Origin of the sequence: Micromonospora yasonensis, assembly GCF_026013475.1 — a bacterium.
GTDB classification, from domain to species: domain Bacteria; phylum Actinomycetota; class Actinomycetes; order Mycobacteriales; family Micromonosporaceae; genus Micromonospora; species Micromonospora yasonensis.
The window spans coordinates 1-24918 of the sequence record NZ_JAPDPH010000095.1 but is presented as its reverse complement, the minus strand read 5'-3'; the positions used below and the strand labels follow the sequence as shown (position 1 = coordinate 24918).

Sequence of the window (24918 nt, the reverse complement as noted above, 5' to 3'; positions counted from 1 at the left end):
GCCGCCAGGAGCCGGCGAGACCGGGACCGAGGCGCGGCCCGCGCCGGCCCGACCGACGGAGGCCGAACCCGCGGCGCCGCGTGGTGCCGGGGCCGCGCCGCCGACCTGGGCACGCCCGCCAGACGGGCCGCGTGGCGTCACCGAGGCGCGGGCCGAGGCACCGCCTTCCGTTCCGGATGACCAACCGTTCCCACGCGGGCTCCCTCCGGAACCGGAGTCGCCGTTCGGGCCCGGCATCTGGGCCCGCCCACGCGAAGTACTGGGATCGTCGTAGTTCATTCCTCACACCCTGCCGGTCGCGGTGGGACGCGGGGGCGCCACCACCGGGTTGCCGTGAGCTGCGACACGAGACGCTACACCCCGGGCGTGCCGGGGCGCAGACGTCAAATCCGACCTATTCGGACCAATCAGACCTAGAAGCTGTCGGATACGCCGCCCGCCCGTACGACGGGGGTCGATCCGCACAGCCGAATTCACCGTTGCGCCTCTCGCCTTCGACGAGGGGTGGAACCGGTCGGCGCGGACGAGCCGCTCACCGCCTCCTGCTCCGCCCCGTCCTCAGCGCCACCGGCCAGGCCGTCCCGGCCGAGCAGGAACTGCTCGACGAGATGGTTCCAGTCGCAGCCGGGGCACACCTCCACCACGAAGACCTGGAACTCACGCAGCGTCATCGCCAGGAGCGACAACTCGGCCCGGTTACGCGCCTGGCCGGCCGACTGCTTGAGTTCGTCACCGTAAATGTAGTGGACGTGGATGAGGTTCTCGCTGCGGCAGATCGGGCAGCGCTCATCGGTGGCCTCGCCGTGGAACCGGGCGGCGTTCTTCAGGTACGGCGAGGCGTCGCAGACGTCGTACGTGCCGATCCGGTTGGCGAGAAGGTCACGCAGCACCGCTCGCTTCTGGAGCGAGTAGTCGACGATCTGGCGCTGCGTACGCATGCGCCAAAGGGTACGCGGTCCGGCCGGACGAGGCGACCGCCGTCACGATCCGTGATGGTGGAAGCGCGGAAACGGGGTTTGCCCTGATCATGGGTCTCCGCTAACGTGCGATGTATCGGTCCGATACATCGCGGCGGTTACGACTCCGCGCCGGGGGTAAGAAGGGGTGGCCCGTGCTCGAGCTCGCCATCCTCGGCCTCCTGCAGGAGGCTCCGATGCACGGCTACGAGCTGCGCAAGGAGTTGGCCGCCAAGCTCGGCGCCATCCGGGCGGCGATCAGCTACGGCTCGCTCTACCCGACCCTGCGCCGGCTGCAGGCGGCGGGCTGGATCGCCGAAGCTGCCGAGACACCCGCGACCGCCGAGGAGGTTCCCGCGCTGACCAGCCGACGCGGTCGGGTGGTCTACACCATTACCGCGGAGGGCAAGGAACGCTTCGCCCAGCTGATAGCGCAGGCTGGGCCGGAGACGTACGACGACACGGGCTTCGGGGTGCACTTCGCGTTCTTCGCCCGGACCGACCAGGCCACCCGGCTCCGGATCCTGGAAGGTCGCCGTCGGAAGATCGAGGAGCGCCGCGAAGGCCTTCGTGACGTGCTCGGCCGCGCCGCCGAGCGCCTCGACGCGTACACCCTGGAACTGCAACGCCACGGGCTCGACGCCTGTGAGCGGGAGGTCCGCTGGCTGGAGGAGCTCATCGCCAACGAGCGCTCCGGCCGAGCCCCGACGGTCCCGGAACCCGGGACGGCCGGCGGCCGACGAGAAAACGACAGCCCGCCCCCGCCTGGAGAGTCCAGGACAGAGCGGCCGTGATGAAGAAGAAGGAGGCAGACGCTATGGGCTCCGTCCGCGTCGCCATCGTCGGTGTGGGTAACTGCGCCTCGTCCCTCGTGCAGGGCGTGGAGTACTACCGGAACGCCGACCCGAACGACCGCGTCCCGGGTCTCATGCACGTCACCTTCGGCGACTACCACGTCTCGGACGTGAAGTTCGTCGCGGCGTTCGACGTGGACGCCAAGAAGGTGGGCATGGACCTCGCCGAGGCGATCGTGGCCAGCGAGAACAACACCATCAAGCTCTGCGACGTGCCGCCGACCGGCGTCACCGTGCAGCGCGGTCCGACCTTCGACGGTCTCGGCCAGTACTACCGCGAGATCATCGAGGAGTCGGACGTCGAGCCGGTCGACGTGGCCCAGGCGCTGCGCGACGCGCAGGTCGACGTGGTCGTCTCCTACCTGCCGGTCGGGTCCGAGCAAGCCGACAAGTTCTACGCCCAGGCCGCGATCGACGCCGGGTGCGCGTTCGTGAACGCCCTGCCGGTCTTCATCGCCTCCGACCCGGAGTGGGCCAAGAAGTTCGAGGACGCCGGCCTGCCGATCGTCGGTGACGACATCAAGAGCCAGGTGGGCGCCACCATCGTGCACCGCGCCCTGGCGAAGCTCTTCGAGGACCGCGGCGTCGAGCTGCTGCGCACGTACCAGCTCAACTTCGGCGGCAACATGGACTTCATGAACATGCTGGAGCGCAACCGCCTGGTCTCGAAGAAGATCTCGAAGACCCAGTCGGTGACCTCCCAGATCCCGCACGAGATGCAGAAGAGCGACGTGCACATCGGCCCGTCGGACCACGTGCCGTGGCTCGACGACCGCAAGTGGGCCTACATCCGCCTGGAGGGTCGCTCCTTCGGTGACACCCCGCTCAACGCCGAGCTCAAGCTCGAGGTGTGGGACTCGCCGAACTCGGCCGGTGTCATCATCGACGCCGTCCGCGCGGCGAAGATCGCGCTGGACCGGAAGATCGGTGGCCCGATCCTCTCCGCCTCCTCGTACTTCATGAAGTCCCCGCCGAAGCAGTACGCCGACCACGACGCGCACGCCGCCGTCGAGGCGTTCATCAAGGGTGAGGTCGAGCGCTGACGCGCTGACCACCAGCAGGGAAAGAGGCCGGGTCCGGGCGGGCCCGGCCTCTTTCGTCCGGGTACGTCAGGACCAGGCGCGCTGCAGCGCCACGCGCGCCTCCAGCTCCAGCAGGGTCACCTTGCGCGGCAACCCGCCGCCGAAGCCGACCAGCTTGCCGCCCGCCCCGACGATCCGGTGGCAGGGCACGATCACCGGCACCGGATTGCGGTTGCAGGCCACCCCGACCGCTCGGGCCGCCCCCGGGTCCCCGACCGCCTTCGCCACCGCGCCGTAGGTCAGCGTCTCCCCGTACGGGATGCGGGTCATCTCCCGCCACACCGCGCGCTCGAACTCCGAGCCGCGCAGCACGGCGACCGGGACGGTGAACTCGGTCAACTCGCCGGCGAAGTAGGCGCGCAGCTCGGCCAGCGCCTGGCCGGCGACCGCGTCGCCCGGTTCCTCGATCGCCGACTCCACCCGCCCGAAGTGCGCCGCGCGCACGGCCTCGCCGTCGGTCGCGACGGAGAACTCACCGATCGGCGAATCGAGCACGGTCCAGCGCATGCCCCCATTCTCCCGCGCGGTCGGGCAAAGTTCCTGCCGCCCCGGGCGTCTGAGGTACGGAGGTGAACGGTGGCAGAGGTCATCGACGGGGAGTTCACCGCGTTCGTCACCGAACGGGGTCCCGCTCTGCTGCGGGTCGCGTACGCGCTCGCCGGCAACCAGCACGCGGCGGAGGACCTGCTGCAGAACGCGCTGGCCAAGGCGTACGCCCGCTGGCCCCGGATCCGGGGCGACGCCGAGCCGTACGTGAAGCGGATCCTCTACCACGACCAGGTCTCCGGCTGGCGGCGGCGCTCGCGACGGGCGGAGGTCCCGTTCGCGGAACTGCCGGACCGGGCGGCGGCCGGCCCCGACCCCGACCTGCGGCTGCTGCTGCGGGAGGCGCTGCGGGCCCTGCCACCCCGCCAGCGGGCCGTGCTGACCCTGCGCTACCTGGAGGACCTCAGCGTCGACCAGACCGCGGCGCTGCTCGGCTGCCGGGCCGGGACGGTGGCCAGTCAGACCGCCAAGGCGCTGGCCCGGCTCCGGCAACTGGTACCCGGGCTGGACGAGCTGACGAGCCGTACGGAGGTGACGCGATGACCAGAGTGCTGGACGAGACGCTGCGAACGGCCGTGCGGGACCTCGCGGACGGGGTGGGACCCGCGCCCGACCTCGCCGGCCGCGCGCTCGGCCGAGGTCGCCGGCTGCGTCGTCGCCGCCGGGTCGCCACGGCCGGTGCCGCCGTGCTGGCAGTCGTCGCGGTGACCCTGCCGTTCGTGCTGCTCCGCCCTGGCCCGGCGGCGCCCCCGGCGACCCCAACCCCGACGGTCATCCCGTCACCGACCATGCTGGCCACCCCCGGGGCGAGCTGGACCGCGAAGCCGCTGGTGCTGCCCGGCGGCTGGGTGGTGACCAGGGCGCAGACCACCACCGGGTCCGGCAAGGGTTTCCTGCTGGACCGGGGGCGGGGTCACTACATCACCACCGACCGTTACGACGGCATCTTCCCGGCACCCACCGGTTCACTGGTCGCGGTCCACGACAACAACCGGCCCCGGGACATTGGCCTGATCGACCTGGCCAGCGGAAAAACCCGCTGGTACATGGTGGGCCGGGCGCTCTCCGCGCCGCGGTGGTCGCCGGACGGTCGCCGGCTGCTCTTCACCACCACCCAGCTCGACCATGAAGGCTTCATCGTGCTGGAGACCGACGGCACGAAGCACACGCACCCGGTGGACCGGCGGGCGTACTTCTGCACCGACTACTGCGACTTCACTTGGACCCGGAACGGCCGGGAGGTCGCGCTTCCGCAGACCGGCGGGAGCGGCCACAACGAGGCGTTCCGGGACAAGCGGCGGGGCGTGCAGCTGTTCTCCGCCGACGACGGTCGGCCCACCCGGCTGGTCCCCGTACCCGGCGATCCGACCGGCCCGTGGGCCTGGTCGCCGGACGGAACGCTGGTGGTCGTCCAGGGGCAGCAGGAGCCCCTGCTGGTCGAGACGGCGACCGGCCGGGTGGTGAATCCGCTACCGTCCGCCGACGCGGTCTGGCTCTCCGACGACCGGCTGCTCTACCGCCGACCGCTCGGAACGGGGGACTTTGTCCTCACCGACCCGTCCGGCCGGGAGTTGGTCCGCCAACCGCTGCCCAGGGAGCTGGTCGGCCTGGAGGTGACCATCGCCCCGCGCTGAGCGTTCCGACAGCCGGCGGCCTTGCGCGGCGTCGATACCGTGCGGGTCGTGGCCACGGGGACGCTCATCTTCCTGATCATCGGCGGAGCCGGGGTCGCTGTGCTGGCCCTCGCGCTGGTCGGCGCGGGGCTGCTGCACCTCGGCCACCCGGACGTCGACGGTCCGGTGTCGCTGGAGGCGGTCGCCGGGTTCACCGGGGCCTTCGGCTTCGGCGCCGCGATCGTCAACGAACTGCTGGGCGGGGGTAGTCCCAGAATGGTCGCGGGGGCGGTGGCCGGCGGCGTGGCGGCGGCCGTGCCCACCGCGTGGCTGGCGGCCCGGCTCAGCCGGGCGGCCCGCAACATGCGGACCGACGCCACGCCCACCCGCGACCACCTGGTCGGCGCGGCCGGTCTGGTGGTCACCCCGGTCCCGGCCGGCGGCTACGGCGAGGTGCGGGTACGCCTCGCCGGCCAACCGGTCAAGCTCAACGCCCGCGCCGACCATCCGCTCCCGGTCGGCACCCGGATCTTCGTGGTCGAAGCGCTCAGCGAGACCAGCGTGTACGTCGAGACCTACTGATTCCCCTTCACAGAGACGGGAACGCCCATGCTCCTGCTCGTCGCCATCGGCGGCGCGGTCCTCCTCGCCGTCCTCCTCGTCCTGTTCGTGCTCTCCCGGATCAAGGTGGCCGGCCCGAACCAGGCGTTCATCGTCACCGGCCGCAAGGGCCGGACCACCCAGACCGCCGACGGCGGACGGGCCACCGACATGTCCGGGCAGAAGGTCGTGCTCGGCGCCTCGGTCTTCGTCCTGCCGGTGGTGCAGAAGCTCCAGTCCCTCGACCTGTCCAGCCGCCGGATCGACGTCAGCATCCGGGGCGCGGTGAGCAAGCAGGGCATCCGCACCGAACTGCACGGCGTCGCGATCGTCAAGGTCGGTGGCACCGAGGACGCCATCCGCGCCGCCGCCCAGCGATTCCTGAACCAGCAGGAGGAGATCGACAACTTCACCCGGGAGGTGCTGGCCGGCGCGCTCCGCTCGATCGTGGGGCGGCTCACCGTCGAGGAGATCATCCGGGACCGGGCGGCGTTCGCCAGCGCGGTCGCCGAGGAGGCCGAGCACTCGATGACCAACCAGGGCCTGGTGCTGGACACCTTCCAGCTCCAGGACATCCTGGCCGAGGGTTCGTACCTGCAGGACCTGGGCCGGCCGGAGGCGGCCCGGGTGCTCAAGGACGCGGCCATCGCCGAGGCGCGGGCCCGGCAGCAGGCCGAGCAGGAGCGGCTGCTCGCCGAGGAGGCGATCGCCGAGGCGAACCGGAACCTGGCGCTCAAGCAGGCCGCCATCCAGGCCGAGATCGACGCGGCCAAGGCGAAGTCGGCGGCGGCCGGCCCGCTCGCCCAGGCGGAGCGGGACCAGGCGATCCTCTCCGAGCAGCAGAAGGTGGCCGAGCGGAACGCCGAGCTGAAGCAGCGGCAGCTGGACACCGAGGTGCGCAAGCCGGCCGACGCGGCCCGCTACAAGGTCGAGCAGGAGGCCGAGGCGGCCCGCAACGCGGCGGTGCTCAACGCGGACGCGCAGCGCCAGGCGACCATCGCCGCCGCGCAGGCCGCCGCGGAGCAGGCCCGCCTCACCGGTGAGGGCGAGCGCGCCCGCCGGGCCGCGCTGGCCGAGGCGAACGCGATCGAGGGCGCCAAGGAGGGTGAGGCCGAGCAGCGCCGGCGGAGCGCGATCGCCGAGGCGGTGGAGCGCGAGGGCCAGGCCGAGGCGGCGGCCATCCTGGCCAAGGGGCAGGCCGAGGCCGACGCGATGGCCCGCAAGGCCGAGGCGTTCGCCGCGTACGGCGAGGCGGCGGTGCTGGACCTGCTGGTTAAGGTGCTGCCGCAGGTGGTCGAGGCGGCAAGCGCCCCGATCGGCGCGATCGACAAGATGACGGTCATCTCGACCGACGGCGCGTCCTCGCTGACGAAGTCGGTGGCCGGGAACGTGGCGCAGGGGCTCCAGCTCGGCAGCGACCTGACCGGCATCGACCTGGCCGGCCTGCTCGCCAAGCTCGGCAGCACACACAACGGCAGCAACAAGCCCGCCGTCGAGGCCTGACCGGCGAGAGGAAGGGCCGCGGCACGGTGCCGCGGCCCTTCTCCGTCACTCGACGATGCCCTGTTCCCGGGCCCAGCGGAGCAGTTCGGCCTCGGCCTCGTCGCGGTCCAGCGGGCCGCGCTCCAGCCGCAGTTCCTTGAGGTGCTGCCAGGCCTTCCCCACCACCGGCCCCGGCGGTACGCCGAGCAGCTCCATGATCGCGTTGCCGTCCAGGTCGGGGCGGACCCGGGCCAGGTCCTCCTCGGCGGCGATCCGGGCGATCCGGTCCTCCAGCGCGTCGTAGTCGGCGGCGAGCTGGGCCGCCTTGCGCCGGTTCCGGGTGGTGCAGTCGGAGCGGGTGAGCTTGTGCAGCCGGGAGAGCAGGTCACCGGCGTCGGTGACGTACCGGCGGACCGCCGAGTCGGTCCACTCGCCCCGGCCGTACCCGTAGAAGCGCAGGTGCAGGCCGACCAGCTTGACCACCTGGGCCGTCACGTCCTTGGGGTAGCGCAGCGCCTTCATCCGGGCCTTGGTCAGCCGGGCGCCCACCACCTCGTGGTGGTGGAAGCTGACCCGGGCGTCCGGGCCGACCGCCTTGGTGGCCGGCTTGCCGACGTCGTGCATCAGCGCGGCCATCCGCAGCACGAAGTCGCAGCCGTCCTCCTCCAGCGCCATGGCGTTGCTGACCACGGTCAGGGTGTGCTCGTAGACGTCCTTGTGCTGGGCGTGCTCGTCGATCTCCAGCTTGAGCCCGGTCAGCTCCGGGATGAACCGCTCGGCGAGGCCGGTGTCGACCAGCAGCCGCAGCCCGGTGACCGGGTCGGTGCCGCAGAGCAGCTTGGTGAACTCGTCCCGGATCCGCTCGGCGGTGATCCGGTCGAGGTCCGCGGCCATCCGGGTCATCGCCTCGCGGACGTCCGGGTGGACCGTGAAGCACAGTTGGGCGGCGAACCGGGCCGCGCGCAGCATCCGCAGCGGGTCGTCGCGGAACGACTCCTGCGGCGTGCCCGGGGTACGGATGATCTTGGCGGCCAGGTCGGCCAGGCCGCCGTACGGGTCGGTGAACCGGTGGTCGGGGACGCTGACCGCCATCGCGTTGACGGTGAAGTCCCGCCGCTTCAGGTCGTCTTCCAGGCTGGTGCCGTACTCGACGACCGGATTCCGGCTGACCTGGTCGTACGCCTCGGCGCGGAAGGTCGTGACCTCGAGCCGGAGCCCGTCGCGCTGGAGCCCGATGGTGCCGAACTCCCGCCCGGTCTCCCAGATCGACTCCGCCCAGCCCCGGACGATCTTCAGGGTCTCGTCGGGATGGGCGTCGGTGCAGAAGTCGAGGTCCTCACCGAGGCGGCCGAGGAGCGCGTCGCGTACCGATCCGCCTACCAGGTGCAGTTCATGACCGGCCTGGGCGAAGCGCCGGCCGAGTTCGTCGGCGACCGGCGAGACGCGGAGCAGTTCGGCGACGGCGTTGCGCTGCGCGACGGTCAGCTCACGGCGGTCGGCGGCGTGGGATGCGGAGGCTTCGGACATGGGATCGCCAGCCTATCGGTCCGGGGCGGGATCAACTGCGCCGGGCGCGGGTATGCCACCAAGGTTGACTAAGGTCTCGGGTGTACGGGCCCGGAGGTCCGGCTGCGACGTACCCCCTTGGAGGCTGGAGATGAGCGGCGGGCTCTACCGCAGCGCCAACGCGCACGGCGGCGGCCTGCCGCCGGACGACGAGGCCACCTTCATCTCCGCCGAGCCGCTGAACCAGCCGGGCGTCGAGGCCACCGCACCACCGCAGGAGGTGGTCGCCGAGACCAGCGCCGCGGCGAACAGCATGGTGATGGCGATCGGCAGCCTGGTGAGCCGGGGTACGGGCTTCATCCGCACCCTGATGATCGGCGCGGCGCTCGGCGGTGGCCTGATCGGCGACGCGTACACCACCGCCCAGTTCCTGCCGAACCAGGTGTACGAGTTCCTGCTCGGTGGCGTCCTCACCAGCGTGCTGATTCCGGTGCTGGTCCGCCGCCGCAAGATCGACCCGGACCGGGGCGAGGCGTACGCCCAGCGGCTGCTCACTCTCGCGGTGCTCGCGCTGGCCGCGACGGCGGCGATCGCGGTGGTGCTCGCACCGGTGCTCACCGCGATCTACGCGAGCGGTAAGGGCGAGGACTACACCGGTCTGGTCAACGACCTGTCCTACCTGATGCTGCCGATGCTGTTCTTCACCGGCGTGAGCGCGTTGATCGCGGCGGTGCTCAACACCCGGGGGCACTTCGCCGCGCCGATGTGGGCGCCGATCCTCAACAACCTGGTGGTCATCGGCACCTGCGTGCTCTACATCTTCGTCTATGGGGCGAAGGTGCTGCAGCCCGCCGACATGGGCTGGGGCCGGATCCTGCTGATCGGCGGGGGCACGCTCCTCGGCGTGGCGGTGCAGAGTGCCGGCCTGCTGCCCGCGCTGCGCAACGTGGGCTTCCGGTGGAAGTGGCGGTTCGACTTCCGCGAGTTGGGGCTGCGGGAGCTGGCCCGGCTCGGTGCCTGGATGTTCTGTTACGTCGGGATCAACCAGCTCGGCCTGTTCGCGGTCGTCAACCTGCTCACCCGGGCCGGCGGTGGGAAGAACGCCGGCCTGTTCATCTACAACCTCGTCTTCCTGCTGCTGATGATGGCGCACGGCATCATCGCCGTCTCGATCATCACCGCGCTGATGCCGCGGATGAGCGCCGCGGCCGCCGAGGGTCGGTTCCGCGACGTCACCGCCGACCTGTCCCGGGGCACCCGGATGGTCACCGCCGTCCTCGCCCCGGTCGCGGTCTGCTACGCGGTGCTGGCCGCTCCGATCTCCGTCGTGATCTTCCGGTACGGCGCGTTCACCGGGGAGAACGCGGTGGCCACCTCGACCGTGCTGCTCGTGGCGGCAGTCGGCCTGGTGCCGTTCGCGATCAGCCAGCTCTTCACCTTCGCCTTCTACGCGCTGCCGGACACCAAGACACCGGCCCTGGTCAACATCCCGGTGGTGGCGCTGCGGGTGCTCCTCCAGATCGGCCTCTTCCTCGGCTTCTCGACCACCTTCGCGGCGGCCGGCATGATGCTCGGCAACGCCATCTCGTACGTGGCGGCGGCGGTGATCTCGGCGATGCTGCTGCGTCCACGGGTAGGCCGGATCGGGCTGGGCGAGATCATGGGCACCATGGGCCGAGTGCTCGTCGCCGCGCTGGGTGCGGCCGTGGTCGGCCTGCTGGTAGTGAAGCTGCTGCCCGGCGACCCGGCGCACCTGACCCGGCTGGCTGCCATCGTCCAGTTGGTGATCGGTGGCGCGGTGATCGGTGCGACGTACCTCGGGCTGGCCATGGTGCTGCGGATCGGTGAGATCACCGAGGTGGTCGGCATGGTCCGGCGGCGCCTGGGCCGCTGACCCGCCGCGATGACGGACGGTGAACGAGGATCACCAGCCTGGGGATACGGCTGTGGATAACTCTGGATTTCGCGGCCCAGTAGGCCTCTCCGCCTGTGGACAACCAACCGTAAGGATGACCGTGGCCGGCCGAACCGGGGGAATCCACAGATACGTCGTACGGATGCCCCTGCGCCGAATACTTGCCGTCAACCTCTAGATTGGCTGGAGCGTGTTCTCAATGACCAGGCTGGACGCGGCCGTTACCGGCCGGCCGCCGTGGTCACTGGCATCCCGTCGATTCCGGCGGGAAGATGACATGTCGGAGAACCGGGCATCCCGGGTAAGGTCGCTCTCGACGGGTACGGCAGGTGCCGGCGCGGGCGTCGACACCGGTCTGCCAGTTCCTTCGAAGGCAGAGCGGAAACCCACATGCCCAGCAGCACGGGTCCATCGATCGACACGATCACCGAGGGAGGACGGGTGACCCAGGTCGGCGAGGGTCAGGAGGCGGAGGAGAACGCACCTCCGGTCATGACCTTCGGTGCTCCCACGGCCGGTGAGGTCCTTGCCGAGCGGTACGAGCTGGTCGAGCACATCAACAACGACAGCGCGGGTCGGCTGGTCTGGCGCGGGGTCGACGTCGTGCTGCGCCGTCCCGTGGCGGTGGTCCTCCGCTACCCGGGTGGCGACTCCGCCACCGAGATGCTCCAGGCCGCGGTGGCGGCCAGCCGGGTGATCCACCCCAACCTGGTCGGTGTCTACGACGCGATCGACGAGGCCGACCGGGCGTACGTCGTCCGCGAGTGGGTGGACGGCCGGTCCCTGCGCGAGCTGGTCGCCGAGGAGGGGTCGCTGGACCCGGCCCGGGCGACCGCCATCGGCAACGCGGTGGCCAGCGCCCTCGCCGCGGTGCACGCCACCGGCATGGTGCACGGCAACGTCCACCCCGGCACGGTCATGATCAGCGACGACGGCCGGGTGGTGCTGGCCGACGCGCGGACCGACGGCGCGGACAGTCAGGAGACCGACCTGCGGGCGGTCGGCGGGGTGCTCTACTTCGCGCTGACCGGGCACTGGCCGCACGGTGAGGCCCCCTTGCACGGCGCCACCGCCGGGCACGGCCGGGCCGCCCTTCCCGACGCGGTCCGCGACGCGAGTGGCTCGATCGCCGCACCCCGCCAGGTACGCGCCGGCGTGCCGGCGTACCTCGACGACCTCACCATGGACCTGCTCGACCCGGAGATCGCCCCGCCCTCCTCGGATGTGCTGGCGGCCGAGCTGAGCCGGCTCGACGTCCCCGCCGAGGACCACTTCCTGGACCAGGCCGGCCCACTCCGGTTCACCGCCGAGACCGGCGAGGAGCCGTCGCCGCTGGCCTCGGTCGGCGGTCGCAAGGTCGCCCTGGGCATCGCCGGCCTGCTGGCGGTGGCCCTGGTCGGGCTGCTCATCGGCATCAGCGCCCTCGGCGGCGACGACAAGAACCCGAAGACCGAGCCGGTGGCCCGCCCCTCCAGCAGCGCCCCGTCCGGCGACGCCACCCCGGCCGCCCCGGCGGTCCGACAGCTCTCCGTCGAGGACGTCCGGATCATCGACCCGGACAGCCGCAAGCGCGACGAGCTGAACGACGCCGAGCTGGTGATCGACGGCAGCCTGGACAAGGGCTGGGAGACCGACACCTACAACTCGCCCAACTTCAGCAACTACAAGAAGGGCATGGGAGTCTGGATCGACCTCGGCTCCCCGCACACGGTCAAGTCGCTGCAGGCCGTCCTCTCCGCCACCGGCGCCTCCGCGCAGCTCTTCACCGGCGCCGCCGAATTCCCCTCCACCTCTGTCGGCGACAAGGAACTCGTGGCGAGCTACAAGACCGCCATCGGGCAGCCGTTCGAGGAGCACGACGGCACCAAGATGACCTTCAACGGGTTCGACCCGGAGCGGAAGTACCGGTACCTGCTCTTCTGGATCACCGAGCTGCCGCAGAAGGAAGGCGGCAGCGGCTACAAGGTCGGGGTCCAGGAGATCACGGTCCAGGGCTCGTGAACCGTCCGCCGCGGCCGCCGCACCGCCTCCCCCGGACGTGGTGATGACGGGTCGCGGCGGGCGTACGCCCGAGCCGGTGACCGGGGACGCCATGCCGGCCGGGACCTCCGACCTCGACCTGCTGCGCGCGCACGTGGCCGGCGACCGGGACGCCTTCACCGAACTGTTCCACCGGCACCGGGACCGGTTGTGGGCGGTGGCTTTGCGTACCCTCGGCGACCGTGAGGAGGCGGCGGACGCGCTCCAGGACGCGCTGCTCTCGGCGCACCGCGCCGCCGCCCGGTTCCGCGGTGACTCGGCCGTCACCACCTGGCTGCACCGCATCGTGGTGAACGCCTGCCTGGACCGGATGCGGCGGCGGCAAAGCCATCCCACCGTCCCGCTGCCGGACGGGGTGCACACCGACGGGGAGCCCGGCCGGCACACCGGCGGGGTGGAGCCGGCCGCGCCGGCCCGCGACCACGACACCGCGCTGGTGGTCCGGCAGGCCCTCGCCGAACTGCCCGCCGAGCAGCGGGCCGCGCTGGTGCTGGTGGACGTGCAGGGCTACCCGGTGGCGGAGGTGGCCCGGATCCTCGGCGTCGCCGAGGGGACGGTGAAGAGCCGGTGCGCCCGGGGTCGGGCCCGGCTGGCCGTGCTCCTCGGACATCTACGTACCGGGTCGGACGGGGGGGCGGACGTGCGCCCGGTCACCGGGGGGAACCCACGCCCGCCCGAGGGCGTCGGATCCACGTCGGGATGGCCCCGGCGGGACACCAGCCAGGAGGAGACGTGACTGCCTGGGAGTTCAGCGGGGTCGACCACGACCTGCTCGCCGACTACGTCGGCGGGGCGCTGGACGGCACCCCGGAGCAGGGCACCGTCGCCCGGCTGGTCGAGGCGGACCCGGCCTGGGGCGAGGCGTACGCCGACCTGGTGCGGGCGCTGGACCTGGTCCACGCCGACCTGGCCGACTGGGCGGCCGGCCCGGCGCCGGAGCTTCCCCTGGCCGTGGCGGACCGGATCACGGCGGCGCTCGCGGGGGCCGGTCCGGCGCCGGCCGGCGACGTCGTATCCAGCGTCAACGGCGACCCGGCCGGCTTCCACCAGGCCACCACGGCAGCGGTGCCGGCGCAGGCGGCCGGGGGGAGCCGACGGGCCGGTCGGGCTACCCGGCCGATGGACGGCCACGATCGCCGCACCGGGCCGGGCCGACGGGCACGGCGCTGGGCCCGGATCGCCGCACCGGTCGCCGTGGCGGCCGCCTCGATCACCGCGATCGGGCTCGGGCTGAGCAACCTGGTCGGCACCGGCCTGTCGTCGACCGACAACGCGGGGGCGCCGGCGGCGGCGTCGGGCGGTGCCCGGCCGTTGGACCGGACCACCGTGCGTACCACGAGCAGCGGCACCGACTACACCCCGGAGCGGTTGTCCGGCGGGCTCAGCACCACGTCCGCCAGCCCTTTGCTCGAGAGGAGCGATTCCGAGCCCGGGCTGGCCACGAAGAGTGAGCGACTCACTACCCCGCTCGGGCTGGACCGGTTGGCCCGGCCGGGACCGCTGGACGACTGCCTCACCGCGATCGACGCCGAGCACGGATCCGGGCCGATCACCGTCGATCTGGTCGACTACGCGTCGTTCCAGGGGCGGCCCGCCGTGGTCGTGGCCTTCGTCGACCGAGCGGGCGCCCGCTGGGCGTGGGCGAGCGGACCGGAGTGCGGGCTACCGGGCTCCGGCGCGGACACCCGGTTCCGTACGCGGGTAGGGTGAGGGCGCGGTCATCGGCGGCTGCCGTTCCACGTGACGTGACCCACCGGATGACCGGATCGGGAATCCCCGCTTCGTACGATGACGTTCTGCAAGTCAGGCGCCGGCGCCGCCAGGGTCCGTCGGCACTCGGGATCGACATCGGTGCGCGCCGGTGACGAACACACACATCGGGAGACGGCAGTGGACGAGGTCCGCAACCTGATCATCATCGGCTCCGGGCCGGCCGGTTACACGGCGGCGGTCTATGCCGCGCGCGCCAACCTCAAGCCGCTCGTCATCGAGGGTGTGCAGTCCGGCGGCGCGCTGATGACCACCACCGAGGTGGAGAACTTTCCCGGTTTCGCCGACGGCATTCTCGGCCCTGAGCTGATGGACAACATGCGCAAGCAGGCCGAGCGCTTCGGTGCCGAGTTCCTGACCGACGACGTGACCCGGGTCGAGCTGAAAGACACCGGTGAGATCGGCTCCGACGCGGTCAGCACCGTCTGGGTCGGCGGGACCGCGTACCGGGCCAAGGCGGTCATCCTCTCCACCGGCTCGGCCTGGCGTCCGCTCGGCGTGCCCGGCGAGCAGGAGTACCTGGGCCACGGCGTGTCGTCCTGCGCCACCTGCGACGGCTTCTTCTTCCGCAACCAGCACATCGTGGTGGTCGGCGGCGGCGACTCGGCGATGGAGGAGGCCAGCTTCCTCACCCGGTTCGCGGAGTCGGTCACCATCCTCCACCGGCGGGACTCGTTCCGGGCCAGCAAGATCATGGCCGAGCGAGCGCTGGGCAATGACAAGATCAAGGTCGAGTGGAACACCGTGGTCGAGGAGATCCTCGGCGAGGACGGCAAGGTCAGCGGTGTCCGGGTGCGCAACGTGCACACCGGCGAGAGCAAGGTGCTCGACGTCACGGGCGTCTTCGTGGCGATCGGCCACGACCCGCGCAGTGAGCTCTTCCGGGACCAGGTGGAACTCGACAACGAGGGGTACGTGAAGGTGCAGGCGCCGAGCACCCGGACCAACATCCCGGGTGTCTTCGCGGCCGGTGACGTGGTCGACCACACCTACCGCCAGGCGATCACCGCCGCCGGTACGGGTTGCGCCGCCGCGCTGGACGCCGAGCGCTTCATCGCCACCCTGCAAGGCTGAAACATCTTCAGAAAATCCCGGAGGAGGGGTTCATAGTGGGAGCAACCAAGGCGGTAACCGACGCTAGCTTCGCCATTGATGTGCTGAAGTCGGACAAGCCGGTTCTGGTCGACTTCTGGGCGGAGTGGTGCGGGCCGTGCCGCAAGGTCTCGCCGCTGCTGGAGGAGATCGCCGGCGAGATGGGCGACCAGGTCAGCATCGTCAAGCTCAACATCGACGAGAACCCCGAGACCGCGCGCGCCTACCGGGTGATGTCCGTGCCGACCCTCACCATCTTCAAGAACGGTGAGCCGGTGCAGTCCATCGCCGGCGCCAAGCCGAAGGGCGAGCTGGTCCGGCTCATCCAGTCGGCCCTCTGACCCACGAGGACACTGCCGGAACCCCCGTCGTCCGTCCCGGGCGGCGGGGGTTCCGGCTTTCCTGACCTGGCCGAACATGAAGCCCCTCGGTAACCACTCACGGTACGCTCCGTAAGCGTCCCCGTGCGGGGCGAGCACCTCCGTCGGGAGTCTCCGGCCAGCCAGCATCCGTGCAGAGGGGGTCGTCGTGCGTCCGATCCGACCCGGTGACCGGGGACCTGCGGTGGCCGAGATCCGTACCGTCCTCTCCGGCCTCGACCTGCTCCCCTCCGGTGGCCGCAGCGACGAGTTCGACACCGAGACCGAGCGGGCCGTCCGGGCGTTCCAGCAGTCCCGCGGCCTCAGCGTGGACGGGCGGGTCGGCGCGGAGACCTGGCGGGCGCTGGACGCGGCCCGCTGGCGGCTGGGCGCCCGTACCCTCTACCACGCCGTGCCCGAGCCACTGATCGGCGAGGACGTCCGGTCGCTTCAGGAACGGCTGCTGGAGATGGGGTACGACGCCGGCCGCGCCGATGCCGTCTACGGCATCCGCACCTCCCGTGCGGTCGCCCAGTTCCAGCGGGAGATGGGGCTCAAACCGGACGGGGCATGCGGCCCGCACACCATGAACGCGCTGCGCCGCCTCGGCCGGAAGGTGGTCGGCGGACGCCCGCAGTGGCTCCGCGAGTCCGACGCGATCCGCCAGGCCGGACCCACGCTGGTCGGGCGGACCGTGGTGGTCGACCCCGGGCACGGCGGCACCGATCCGGGTGAGGTGGTGCCCGACGGCCCGCTGCGCTGGACCGAGGCCGACATCGTGTACGACCTGGCCAGCCGGCTGGAGGGGCGGCTCGCCGCGGCCGGAGTACGGGTGCAGCTCACCCGCGGCCCGTCACCGCGGACCTGCCTGCCGGACGCCGACCGCGCCCAACTGGCCAACTCCCTCGGCGCGGACGTCTTCATCTCGCTGCACACCGACGGGCACGCCAACCCGGCAGCAGAGGGGGTGGCCACCTACCACTACGGCACCAACAACGGCGTCACCTCGGCCACCGGCGAGCGATTGGCGGGGCTGGTGCAACGCGAGATCGTGGCCCGGACCGGGCTGCGCGACTGCCGTACCCACGCCAAGACGTGGGACCTGCTGCGACTGACGAAGATGCCGGCGGTCCGGGTCGAGGTGGGCTACCTGACCTCCCCGGCCGACCGGGGCCGGCTGGTCGATCCCCGGTTCCGGGACAAGGTCGTCGAGGCGATCGTCGCCGCCGTGCAGCGGATGTACTTCCCGATCGAGCGGGACGTGCCGACCGGCTCGATCGACGTCAGCGAGCTGCGGGCGATCGTCGCGGCCGGCACGGTGGTGGACTGAGCGCCGGCTCGGGTCCGGCCGGTCAGCTGGTGGAGCGGGTGGCCGGGGCCGGGCGGACCGGGCGGAGCAACGTTTCCGGGCTCATCGAGCCGAGCAGCTTCTCCAACGCGTACTCGACGTCGGACTTCCAGCTCAGCGCCGTCCGTAGTTCCAGCCGCAGGCGGGGGTAGCGGGGGTGCGGGCGGACCGTCTTGAAGCCGACCGAGAGGAAGAAGTCCGCTGGCGCGACGCAGGCCCGGGTCGGGTCGTCCTCCGCCCCGTCCCCGAACTTGGCGTCCCCGAACGCCTCGATCGCCTTGATGCCGCGCTTGGTGAGGTCGCGGGCCACCCCCTGCACCAGCATCCGGCCCAGGCCGCCGCCGGCGAAGGCGGGAACCACGGTGGCGTTCATCAGCAGCGCGGCGTCCGCGGAGACCGGCGAGGTGGGAAAGGCCATCGAGCGCGGGACGTACGCGGGCGGGGCGTACATGACGAAACCGGCGGGCATCCCGTCGACGTACGCGAGCTTGCCGCAGGAACCCCACTCCAGCAGGGTCTGGGATACCCAGGCCTCCTTCTCCAGCCCCGGGTCACCCGCCGCGCAGGCCCGGTCGGCGGAGACCGGATCCAGCTCCCAGTAGACGCACTCGCGGCACGGGCGGGGCAGGTCCTCGAGGGTGTCGAGGGTCAGACTGACCAGACGTCGCGACATCAGCGCATCCCCACCAATAGGCTCGGAGCGGAACCACAACGGTGCTCACACGCCGCCGTCTTCCCCTGCCCCCGACGAGCGATCGTACGCCCCCGGCCGACGCTACGGGAGGGGACGCGCGAACGGCCACCGGGACGGGGGTGGGCCGGTCCGGGATGTGGACGTACCCACACGGCCGCTCCCGCGCTGGCCTGGGCAGACTACGATCGACCAACCGGCGCCCGCGCCGCCATGGATGCCGGCACCGCGGGTACCACACCGGGCGGTAGCCCCGCCGACACCCGATCGAGGTGATGTCATGACCGGCACGACACTCGACGACTACACCGACCGGTACGCCCGCCGGGTCCGGGGGATGACGGCCTCCGAGATCCGGGCACTCTTCGCGGTGGCCAGCCGGCCGGAGGTGGTCTCGCTCGCCGGGGGAGCGCCGTACATCGCCGCGCTGCCGCTGGACGCGGTCGGCGAGATGCTCGGTCGGCTCGGCGCGGAGCACGGCGCGACGACCCTCCAGTACGGCATCGGCCAGGGCACCCTGGAGCTGCGCGAGCGGATCTGCGAGGTGATGTCCCTCTCCGGGATCGATGCCTCCTGCGGCGCCTCCCCGGAGGACGTGGTGGTCACCGTCGGCGGCCAGCAGGCGCTCGACCTGGTGGCCCGGCTCTTCCTGGACCCGGGTGACGTGGTGCTCGCCGAGGGGCCGACGTACGTCGGCGCACTCGGGGTGTTCCAGGCCGCCCAGGCCCAGGTGGCCCACGTACCGATGGACTCCGAAGGGCTGATCCCGGAGGCGCTGGAGGCGGCCATCGCCGACCTGGCCCGCGCCGGCCGGCGGGTGAAGTTCCTCTACACCATCCCGACGTATCAGAACCCGACCGGCGTGACGTTGAGCGAGGAGCGGCGGGAACGGGTGCTCGACATCTGCGAGCGCGCCGGCCTGCTGGTGGTCGAGGACGACCCGTACGGTCAGCTCGGTTTCGAGGGGGAGGCGCCGGCGCCGCTGCGGGCCCGGCGGCGCGACGGGGTCTTCTACCTCAGCACCTTCTCCAAGACCTTCGCCCCGGGGCTGCGGGTGGGCTGGATCCTCGCCCCGCACGCGGTCCGCGACAAGCTGGTCATCGCCAGCGAGGCGCAGATCCTCTGCCCCAGCGGCTACGCGCAGGCCGCCGTGTCCACGTACCTCGGCACCATGCCCTGGCGGCAGCAGCTGAAGGTCTACCGCGAGGTCTACCGGGAGCGCCGGGACGCGATGCTGGCCGCGCTGGCGGACCTGATGCCCGAGGGCACCACCTGGACCACCCCGGGCGGCGGTCTGTTCGTCTGGGCCACCCTGCCCGATGGCCTCGACTCCAAGGCGATGATGCCGCGCGCCATCGCCGCCCGGGTGGCGTACGTGCCCGGCACCGGCTTCTACGCCGACGGCGCGGGCAGCGGCAACATGCGGCTCAACTTCTCCTTCCCGCCGCCGGAGCGGATCCGGGAGGGCATCCGCCGGCTGTCCGGCGTGATGGAGCAGGAGATCGCCATGCGCAAGGTCTTCGGTGCGGTCGGCGGCGCCGGGCCGCAGCGCCGACCGGGCGGCTCCGACGCGCCCGGTCCCGACTTGGCATGATTCCCGCATGGCCGTCAGCTCTGCCCCCCACGCTTCGATGACCGACTCCGCCGCCTCCGACGAGCTGCACGTGCTGGTGCTCGCCGGCGGGCTCTCGTACGAGCGGGACGTCTCGCTGCGCTCGGGCCGCCGGGTACTCGACGCGCTCCGGGCGGTCGGCGTGGACGCCGAACTTCGGGACGCCGACGTGGCCCTGCTGCCCGCGCTGGCCGCCGACCCGCCGGACGCGGTGGTGATCGCCCTGCACGGCGCCACCGGCGAGGACGGCTCGCTGCGCGGGGTGCTCGACCTGTGCGACGTGCCGTACGTCGGGTGTGACGCCCGCTCCTCCCGGCTGGCCTGGGACAAGCCGTCCGCGAAGGCGGTGCTGCGCGAGGCCGGCATTCCCACCCCGGACTGGGTGGCCCTGCCGCACGACCGCTTCTCCGAGCTGGGCGCGGTGGCCGTGCTGGACCGGATCGTCGACCGGCTCGGCCTGCCGCTGATGGTGAAGCCGGCGCAGGGCGGATCCGGGCTGGGCGCCGCCGTGGTGCGCGACGCCGCGTCGCTGCCGGCCGCGATGGTCGGCTGTTTCGCGTACGACCAGACGGCCCTGGTGGAGCGGTACGTGCCCGGCATGGACGTGGCGGTCTCGGTGGTCGACCTGGGCGACGGGCCGGAAGCCCTGCCCCCGGTCGAGATCGTGCCCCGCAACGGCGTCTACGACTACGCCGCCCGCTACACCGCCGGGCGCACCACGTGGCACGCACCGGCCCGCCTCGACGAGGAGACGGCCGAGCGGGTGGCCGACGTCGCGCTCGCCGCGCACAACGCGCTCGGCCTGCGCGATCTCTCCCGGGTCGACCTGATCGTGGGCGCGGACGGGCAGCCGCACGTGCTGGAGGTCAACGTCTCCCCGGGGATGACGGAGACCTCGCTCCTGCCGCTGGCCGTCCAGGCGGCCGGGCTGGACTTCGGCCGGGTGCTCGGCTCGCTGGTGAGCCGAGCCGCCGCCCGCCGCTCGTAGTCTTCCGCCTGTCCCCCTGTCAGCCGGCCGGCGGGTGCTCGGCCTTCGACTGCTCCGCCTCGGACGCCGAAAGTCCCTCGGGCTCCGGGATCTCCTCTGCCGCCTCGATCACCGAGGCCGGCTCCTCGTCGGCAGCCGGCTCCGCGCTCTCGGTCGGGGACGCCGACAGGCTGGACGGCGCCTGCCATTGGATCCGCGGCGGCTCCGCCAGCGGACGGCCACCGAACTCGGCCAGCCAGGCGGCGACCAGGGCGAGGTTCTCCCGCCACTGCGACTCGGAGATGGGCGGCAGGATCGAGTCCCACAGGGACAGGAAGGTGCCCCGCAACTGCAGCCGCCCGTACGGCCGTGCCAGGAACCACATGTGCAGGTGTGCGGAGCCGTCGCCCCAGCGGTTCACGTGCACCCGGGCGACGCCGTCCAGGGACCGGATGGCGCGTTCGAGCCGGACAGTCATCACGCCCAACTCGGCGGCGAGGAGGTTCGGCAGGTCGCCGAGATCGAGGTGCGAGCGGGACTCCAGGATCAGCACCATCGGGAGGCCGGTGGGACGGTCCATCGCGCGTACCCGCCACCGCTCACCCACCCAGATGTACGCCTCGTCGGGCGCGTTGCAGGCGGTGCACTCCCGGTTCCCCTCCCCACGGCGGGGAGGTTCGAGCGGCACCGGATCGTCGAGTTGCTTGACACGAAGGTCGCCCTCGAAGGGGAAGGAGGGCCACTGGGTGAAGTCCGGGACTGAGGGAGGGTTGTCCTGCACGACGCTGACCCTAACCGAGTCGGCGACGCCTGTCCCTACCCGATTCATCGGCGACAGCGGGTTGTTTCGGGGCGCCTCGTCTCCGGCCGCGGCAGTTGTCCGCCGCGTTGTCCACCGGTTGTCCACGGCGTTGTCCACAGGTCGCCGAGATCGCCACCACACGGCGTCATCCACAGCTCAGCACGGCTTTTCGCCGTGCTGTTTCACGTGAAACCGGGGTGCCCTGTGGAAAACAGCTGTGGATAACGCCGGACAGCGGTCGGGCGAGTTGTCCACCGATCGCGACCCTCTCTTCTCAACGACCGAACCACCGATCGGCACCGGCCTCGGGCTGGCTTTCCGATGTCCCTCCACCGGCGCTCAGTTCGCCCGGCAGCACTCGTTCCTCGATGACCGGACGCGGACGGGTTCTGGCCCTGGTGGTCGTCGTACCGGGCCGGCCCGATGGCCCGGCCGGCGGTTGCCGCGCTACGCGGACTGCGTTTCGACAGACCTGGTGCCGAACGATCGGCACACCGTTTCACGTGAAACGGGCCGCGCGATGCCCTCCCTTGGGTCTCCCCGCTCGACCGCTGTGCGGGCGGCGCGTGGGGCGGCAGCGCGAGTGGAGTGGGGCTTCGTTGAAGGCCGGTATCGACCAGGCGGCACCAAGGCGGTTCCGTCTCGCACGCCGTAGGGCTGGCCGCCTCTCGAGTCGAACTCGTCAGCACGGGCCGGCGTCGAGTCGGCCCGTGCGTCGCCCACCTCGGGCCGCGCCAGCCACCGGCACCAGAACCCGGCCTCGGCCTCTCCTCCTCCGGCGCGTCGCTCCCGCCACCTTCCTCCTCGGATCGGCGGCAGGCGCCCACTGCGGCTCGTCCTCCGGCCATCCACCGCCCTCCCGTTCCCCGGTCGCCGGCTGGCTGTCCGGGCGCGAAAACGCCCGGGGCCGGTGAACCACCGGCTGGTCGCCCGCCAACGAGCCGCCGGTCGGCAGTTGCCTCTGACAACGAGCCGCCAACGGCGGCCGGAATACCGGGTCGGTCGAGCAGGCAGGGATCGAGCACAAGAGCTGGCGGAGCAGACCCACGAGCCCACCGGCCGCCGCCGATCGGCACCGGCCCAGCGGGATGCGGTCGATCGACATCCCCGTCGGGGGTGGCCCCGGCGGCGGGACGCCAGGAGGAGAGGTGGTTGGCCAGGGCGCCGGGGGGTCCGCCACCGGAACCCCCCGAGGAGGCGACCGCCGCAGCCGAAGGAATCAGCGGCAAGTGCCCGAGCAACGAGGGCTGAGCCTCGGGTGCCGGGCGGCCGGGCGAAGTAGTTGAACGGCGAGTTCGAGCGCCGACGGTCGAACCGTAAGGGCTGGGCACCGAGGCTGAAGGTCGGAGCCTTGGCCCGGGACGTGGCGGGCGGCGGGCCGACGAACGGCACGGGCGGGACGCTCGGGAAGGCCGGAGAACCGGGGGCGGCACCGGTGGCAAACACACGAAGCCCGATGCCAACGAGGAACTGGAGGCCGGCACCGCCGAATGAACCGGAACCGGATCCTGACGGCCGAGGGCTGAGCTCGCGGGGATCAGGAGGAGCCGCCGGGATGGCGGCCGCGCGTCTGCCACCCCGGGCCAGGATCTCCGTCGTCGATGTCCCGTCGACTAACGGCAGCCCTACGGGGGCGAGCTTCCGCGCGGATTACGCCCGCGACCGCACCCAGACCGCCCGGGCGCGACGGTCGCCGCCCCGCCCCGGTCAGCCCCCGGTACGCCGGACGTTCCGGCCGACAGCCGGAAGGTCGGCCGTGGGCTGCCTGAATGCCAGGGGCAGCCGGGCGGCCGTTTCACGTGAAACCACAAGCCCGTCGAGACCCCCACCGTTCGTCCGAGCGCCACGGGAAGCCGCGCCGTGGACGGGCCACCACTGGCAGCCCACGGCGCGCACGTAGGCCGCTGCCTCCACGTGGTCCAGCACCCGCCCTCAGCCGATCCGGCATGGGTCGGCACGAACACCGACCATGTTTCACGTGAAACAACCGCTACCCGGCTCTGATGAGAGAAGCCAGCCAGACTCAAAAGGCGGAACAGCACCCGGGTGCGCCACCGACGGCTCCGGGCGAACGGCAACACGGCTCCGCCGCCCTCAGCCGGCCGCACAGCCACCTGCGCGGGAGGTGGCCTCCCTGAGGGCCGCCGCCCGCCCACGCGGCCCAGAGAAGGCCCTAGACGCCGTTCGGTGCGCCGGGCCGACTGGACGAGCTCCGGCAGGAACGCGAGAACCTGCTCGGCGGCCTCCTTCGCTCCTACCGGCCGGGGTCCATAGCCCCACAACGAATCGGCCGCGCCGTCCGGGTGGACGACGCGGCCGAGGCCAACGAAGGGGTTACTGCTCAGGCTGGTCGTCCTGGCCCACGCCGATGATGCCGACGATTCGCTCGAGGTCGTCGACCGTCGCGAACTCGATGGTGATCTTGCCCTTGCTCCGGCCGATGTCGACCTTCACCCGGGTGTCAAACCGGTCGGAGAGCCGATCCGCCAGATCGGACAACGCAGGCGCGTGCGGCTTCGGCCGGCGCTTGGCGGCCGGGGTCTTGGCCGGGCCGTCGGACAGCGCCAATGCCACCAGCTCCTCGGTGGCGCGTACGGAGATGCCCTCGGCGACGATCCGCTTGGCGAGCTGTTCCTGCGCCTCGGCGTCATCCAGACTCAGCAACGCCCGGGCGTGGCCGGCGGAGAGCACGCCGGCGGCGACCCGCCGCTGCACCTGGGCCGGCAGGTTCATCAGCCGGATGGTGTTGGAGATCTGCGGCCGGCTCCGGCCGATCCGGCGGGCCAGTTCCTCGTGGGTGGCGCCGAACTCCTCCAGCAGCTGCTGGTACGCGGCCGCCTCTTCCAGCGGGTTGAGGTTCGCCCGGTGGATGTTCTCCAGCAGCGCGTCGCGAAGCATCGCGTCGTCCTTGGTGTCCCGGACGATTGCGGGAATGCTCTCCCGGCCCACCGCCTGGGCCGCCCGCCAGCGCCGCTCGCCCATGACGAGTTCGTACTTCTCGCCGTCGAGCTGGCGTACGACGATCGGCTGGAGGAAGCCGACCTCCTGGATCGAGGTCTTCAACTCCTCCAGCGCCTCCTCGTCGAAGACCTGCCGGGGCTGCTTCGGGTTGGGCACGATGGCGTCGACCGGGATCTCGGCGAAGCGGGCGCCCGGAACCGGGCTCAGCTGCGTCTCGGGCTCCGCCGCCGGGGCCGACGCCACGATGGCGGCAGCGGCCCCGGAAACCGGCACGGCCGGGGCCGTCGCCGTACCGCTCTCGTCGTCGGCACCCGTCGGGGCGCCGCCCGGCGCCGGTCCGGTGGGGATGAGGGCACCGAGCCCTCGACCCAGACCGCCGCGAGGACGGTTCTTCATGCGACGCCTCCCAGCGACTTCTCCGCACTACGCATTCCGGCTCACCGGCTCCTTGACGCCTCGCTCGGCAATCTCCTGGGCGGCCTCGAAGTAGCTCGTCGCCCCCCGCGAACCGGGATCGTAGGTCATGACCGACTGGCCGTAGCTCGGCGCCTCGGAGACCCGGACGTTCCGCGGAATGACGGCCTGGAGCACCTTGTCGCCGAAGTGGTTCCGGACGTCCTGCTCCACGGCGTCGGCCAGCCGGGTACGCCGGTCGTACATGGTGAGCAGGATGGTGGAGACCTCGAGCCGCGGGTTCAGGTGTTGCCGCACCAGGTTGATGT

21 protein-coding genes and 1 pseudogene are annotated in these 24918 nt (G+C 71.9%); 15 read left to right on the top strand and 7 right to left on the bottom strand.

Features of this window, described 5'->3' with window-relative positions:
• Nucleotides 1–473: 473 nt before the first annotated feature.
• On the bottom strand, nucleotides 474–938 hold the full coding sequence (locus ONA70_RS19870; RefSeq protein ID WP_265007955.1) for a DUF5318 domain-containing protein: 465 nt from the start codon (nucleotides 936–938) through the stop codon (nucleotides 474–476).
• A 173-nt stretch (nucleotides 939–1111) separates the two neighbouring features.
• On the opposite strand from ONA70_RS19870, the gene ONA70_RS19865 reads away from it, so the two are divergent.
• Both ONA70_RS19865 and ONA70_RS19860 read left to right on the top strand, forming a co-directional pair.
• Complete coding sequence (locus tag ONA70_RS19865; protein ID WP_265007954.1) at nucleotides 1112–1750, top strand: PadR family transcriptional regulator; 639 nt, start codon at nucleotides 1112–1114, stop codon at nucleotides 1748–1750.
• Between the two features lie 23 nt (nucleotides 1751–1773).
• Complete coding sequence (locus tag ONA70_RS19860; protein ID WP_123242183.1) at nucleotides 1774–2853, top strand: inositol-3-phosphate synthase; 1080 nt, start codon at nucleotides 1774–1776, stop codon at nucleotides 2851–2853.
• A 66-nt stretch (nucleotides 2854–2919) separates the two neighbouring features.
• Here ONA70_RS19860 and ONA70_RS19855 read toward each other — a convergent pair whose 3' ends face one another.
• Nucleotides 2920–3399 (bottom strand): methylated-DNA--[protein]-cysteine S-methyltransferase, encoded by a 480-nt coding sequence (locus tag ONA70_RS19855; protein ID WP_265007953.1) that lies wholly within the window; start codon nucleotides 3397–3399, stop codon nucleotides 2920–2922.
• Between the two features lie 69 nt (nucleotides 3400–3468).
• On the opposite strand from ONA70_RS19855, the gene ONA70_RS19850 reads away from it, so the two are divergent.
• Genes ONA70_RS19850 through ONA70_RS19835 form a run of 4 tightly spaced genes read left to right on the top strand, consistent with a single transcriptional unit; the run spans nucleotide 3469 to nucleotide 7154 of the window.
• Nucleotides 3469–3981, top strand: a complete 513-nt coding sequence (locus ONA70_RS19850) for a SigE family RNA polymerase sigma factor (RefSeq protein WP_265007952.1) — start codon at nucleotides 3469–3471, stop codon at nucleotides 3979–3981.
• Nucleotides 3978–5072, top strand: a complete 1095-nt coding sequence (locus ONA70_RS19845; protein ID WP_265007951.1) for a TolB family protein — start codon at nucleotides 3978–3980, stop codon at nucleotides 5070–5072. The genes ONA70_RS19850 and ONA70_RS19845 overlap by 4 nt, the downstream gene beginning before the upstream one ends.
• 39 nt (nucleotides 5073–5111) lie before the next feature.
• A complete protein-coding gene (locus ONA70_RS19840; RefSeq protein WP_265007957.1) occupies nucleotides 5112–5633 on the top strand; it encodes a hypothetical protein in 522 nt (173 codons plus the stop codon).
• A 27-nt stretch (nucleotides 5634–5660) separates the two neighbouring features.
• Nucleotides 5661–7154, top strand: coding sequence for a flotillin family protein (locus ONA70_RS19835; protein ID WP_265007950.1), 1494 nt, complete (start codon nucleotides 5661–5663; stop codon nucleotides 7152–7154).
• Nucleotides 7155–7199: 45 nt separating this feature from the next.
• Here ONA70_RS19835 and ONA70_RS19830 read toward each other — a convergent pair whose 3' ends face one another.
• On the bottom strand, nucleotides 7200–8660 hold the full coding sequence (locus ONA70_RS19830; protein ID WP_265007949.1) for a CCA tRNA nucleotidyltransferase: 1461 nt from the start codon (nucleotides 8658–8660) through the stop codon (nucleotides 7200–7202).
• Between the two features lie 130 nt (nucleotides 8661–8790).
• Here ONA70_RS19830 and murJ point away from each other — a divergent pair, with 130 nt between their 5' ends.
• From murJ to ONA70_RS19795, 7 genes are all read left to right on the top strand, one after another.
• The gene (gene murJ, locus ONA70_RS19825; protein ID WP_265007948.1) at nucleotides 8791–10533 is read left to right on the top strand and encodes a murein biosynthesis integral membrane protein MurJ; all 1743 of its coding nucleotides are present in this window, start codon (nucleotides 8791–8793) and stop codon (nucleotides 10531–10533) included.
• A gap of 411 nt (nucleotides 10534–10944) precedes the next feature.
• Nucleotides 10945–12555, top strand: a complete 1611-nt coding sequence (locus ONA70_RS19820; protein WP_265007947.1) for a protein kinase family protein — start codon at nucleotides 10945–10947, stop codon at nucleotides 12553–12555.
• 43 nt (nucleotides 12556–12598) lie between these two features.
• Nucleotides 12599–13330 carry an RNA polymerase sigma factor SigM gene (gene sigM, locus ONA70_RS19815; RefSeq protein ID WP_406601219.1) on the top strand — a complete coding sequence of 244 codons (732 nt, stop codon included), beginning with the start codon at nucleotides 12599–12601 and terminating at the stop codon, nucleotides 13328–13330.
• The gene (locus ONA70_RS19810) at nucleotides 13327–14304 is read left to right on the top strand and encodes a hypothetical protein (protein WP_265007946.1); all 978 of its coding nucleotides are present in this window, start codon (nucleotides 13327–13329) and stop codon (nucleotides 14302–14304) included. The genes sigM and ONA70_RS19810 overlap by 4 nt, the downstream gene beginning before the upstream one ends.
• 180 nt (nucleotides 14305–14484) lie before the next feature.
• The gene (trxB, locus tag ONA70_RS19805) at nucleotides 14485–15438 is read left to right on the top strand and encodes a thioredoxin-disulfide reductase (RefSeq protein ID WP_265007945.1); all 954 of its coding nucleotides are present in this window, start codon (nucleotides 14485–14487) and stop codon (nucleotides 15436–15438) included.
• Nucleotides 15439–15473: 35 nt separating this feature from the next.
• Nucleotides 15474–15797, top strand: coding sequence for a thioredoxin (trxA, locus tag ONA70_RS19800; RefSeq protein ID WP_265007944.1), 324 nt, complete (start codon nucleotides 15474–15476; stop codon nucleotides 15795–15797).
• Nucleotides 15798–15984: 187 nt separating this feature from the next.
• Nucleotides 15985–17145, top strand: coding sequence for an N-acetylmuramoyl-L-alanine amidase (locus tag ONA70_RS19795; RefSeq protein ID WP_265007943.1), 1161 nt, complete (start codon nucleotides 15985–15987; stop codon nucleotides 17143–17145).
• Nucleotides 17146–17167: 22 nt separating this feature from the next.
• On the opposite strand, the gene ONA70_RS19790 is transcribed toward ONA70_RS19795, so the two are convergent.
• Entirely contained in the window at nucleotides 17168–17836 is a 669-nt protein-coding gene (locus tag ONA70_RS19790) for a GNAT family protein (protein ID WP_265007942.1), read from the bottom strand.
• A gap of 298 nt (nucleotides 17837–18134) precedes the next feature.
• On the opposite strand from ONA70_RS19790, the gene ONA70_RS19785 reads away from it, so the two are divergent.
• A complete protein-coding gene (locus ONA70_RS19785; protein ID WP_265007941.1) occupies nucleotides 18135–19448 on the top strand; it encodes an aminotransferase-like domain-containing protein in 1314 nt (437 codons plus the stop codon).
• Between the two features lie 37 nt (nucleotides 19449–19485).
• Nucleotides 19486–20454, top strand: a complete 969-nt coding sequence (locus ONA70_RS19780; RefSeq protein ID WP_406601220.1) for a D-alanine--D-alanine ligase family protein — start codon at nucleotides 19486–19488, stop codon at nucleotides 20452–20454.
• A 135-nt stretch (nucleotides 20455–20589) separates the two neighbouring features.
• Here ONA70_RS19780 and ONA70_RS19775 read toward each other — a convergent pair.
• From ONA70_RS19775 to ONA70_RS19765, 3 genes and pseudogenes are all read right to left on the bottom strand, one after another.
• Nucleotides 20590–21214, bottom strand: a pseudogene (locus ONA70_RS19775) (hypothetical protein); the annotation flags it as partial.
• Nucleotides 21215–23569: 2355 nt separating this feature from the next.
• A complete protein-coding gene (locus ONA70_RS19770; RefSeq protein WP_265007939.1) occupies nucleotides 23570–24592 on the bottom strand; it encodes a ParB/RepB/Spo0J family partition protein in 1023 nt (340 codons plus the stop codon).
• Nucleotides 24593–24619: 27 nt separating this feature from the next.
• Nucleotides 24620–24918: ParA family protein (locus ONA70_RS19765; protein ID WP_265007938.1), on the bottom strand; the 299-nt coding region annotated here is incomplete at its 5' end.

What these genes read in the sequence shown, in the direction of transcription:
- ONA70_RS19785 (WP_265007941.1), top strand. Translation starts at nt 18,135, where the DNA reads ATGACCGGCACGACACTCGACGACTACACCGACCGGTACGCCCGCCGG.
- ONA70_RS19830 (WP_265007949.1), bottom strand. Translation starts at nt 8,660, where the DNA reads ATGTCCGAAGCCTCCGCATCCCACGCCGCCGACCGCCGTGAGCTGACC.
- ONA70_RS19845 (WP_265007951.1), top strand. Translation starts at nt 3,978, where the DNA reads ATGACCAGAGTGCTGGACGAGACGCTGCGAACGGCCGTGCGGGACCTC.
- ONA70_RS19870 (WP_265007955.1), bottom strand. Translation starts at nt 938, where the DNA reads ATGCGTACGCAGCGCCAGATCGTCGACTACTCGCTCCAGAAGCGAGCG.
- sigM (WP_406601219.1), top strand. Translation starts at nt 12,599, where the DNA reads ATGACGGGTCGCGGCGGGCGTACGCCCGAGCCGGTGACCGGGGACGCC.
- ONA70_RS19770 (WP_265007939.1), bottom strand. Translation starts at nt 24,592, where the DNA reads ATGAAGAACCGTCCTCGCGGCGGTCTGGGTCGAGGGCTCGGTGCCCTC.
- ONA70_RS19855 (WP_265007953.1), bottom strand. Translation starts at nt 3,399, where the DNA reads ATGCGCTGGACCGTGCTCGATTCGCCGATCGGTGAGTTCTCCGTCGCG.
- murJ (WP_265007948.1), top strand. Translation starts at nt 8,791, where the DNA reads ATGAGCGGCGGGCTCTACCGCAGCGCCAACGCGCACGGCGGCGGCCTG.
- ONA70_RS19780 (WP_406601220.1), top strand. Translation starts at nt 19,486, where the DNA reads ATGACCGACTCCGCCGCCTCCGACGAGCTGCACGTGCTGGTGCTCGCC.
- ONA70_RS19790 (WP_265007942.1), bottom strand. Translation starts at nt 17,836, where the DNA reads ATGTCGCGACGTCTGGTCAGTCTGACCCTCGACACCCTCGAGGACCTG.
- ONA70_RS19860 (WP_123242183.1), top strand. Translation starts at nt 1,774, where the DNA reads ATGGGCTCCGTCCGCGTCGCCATCGTCGGTGTGGGTAACTGCGCCTCG.
- ONA70_RS19835 (WP_265007950.1), top strand. Translation starts at nt 5,661, where the DNA reads ATGCTCCTGCTCGTCGCCATCGGCGGCGCGGTCCTCCTCGCCGTCCTC.
- ONA70_RS19820 (WP_265007947.1), top strand. Translation starts at nt 10,945, where the DNA reads ATGCCCAGCAGCACGGGTCCATCGATCGACACGATCACCGAGGGAGGA.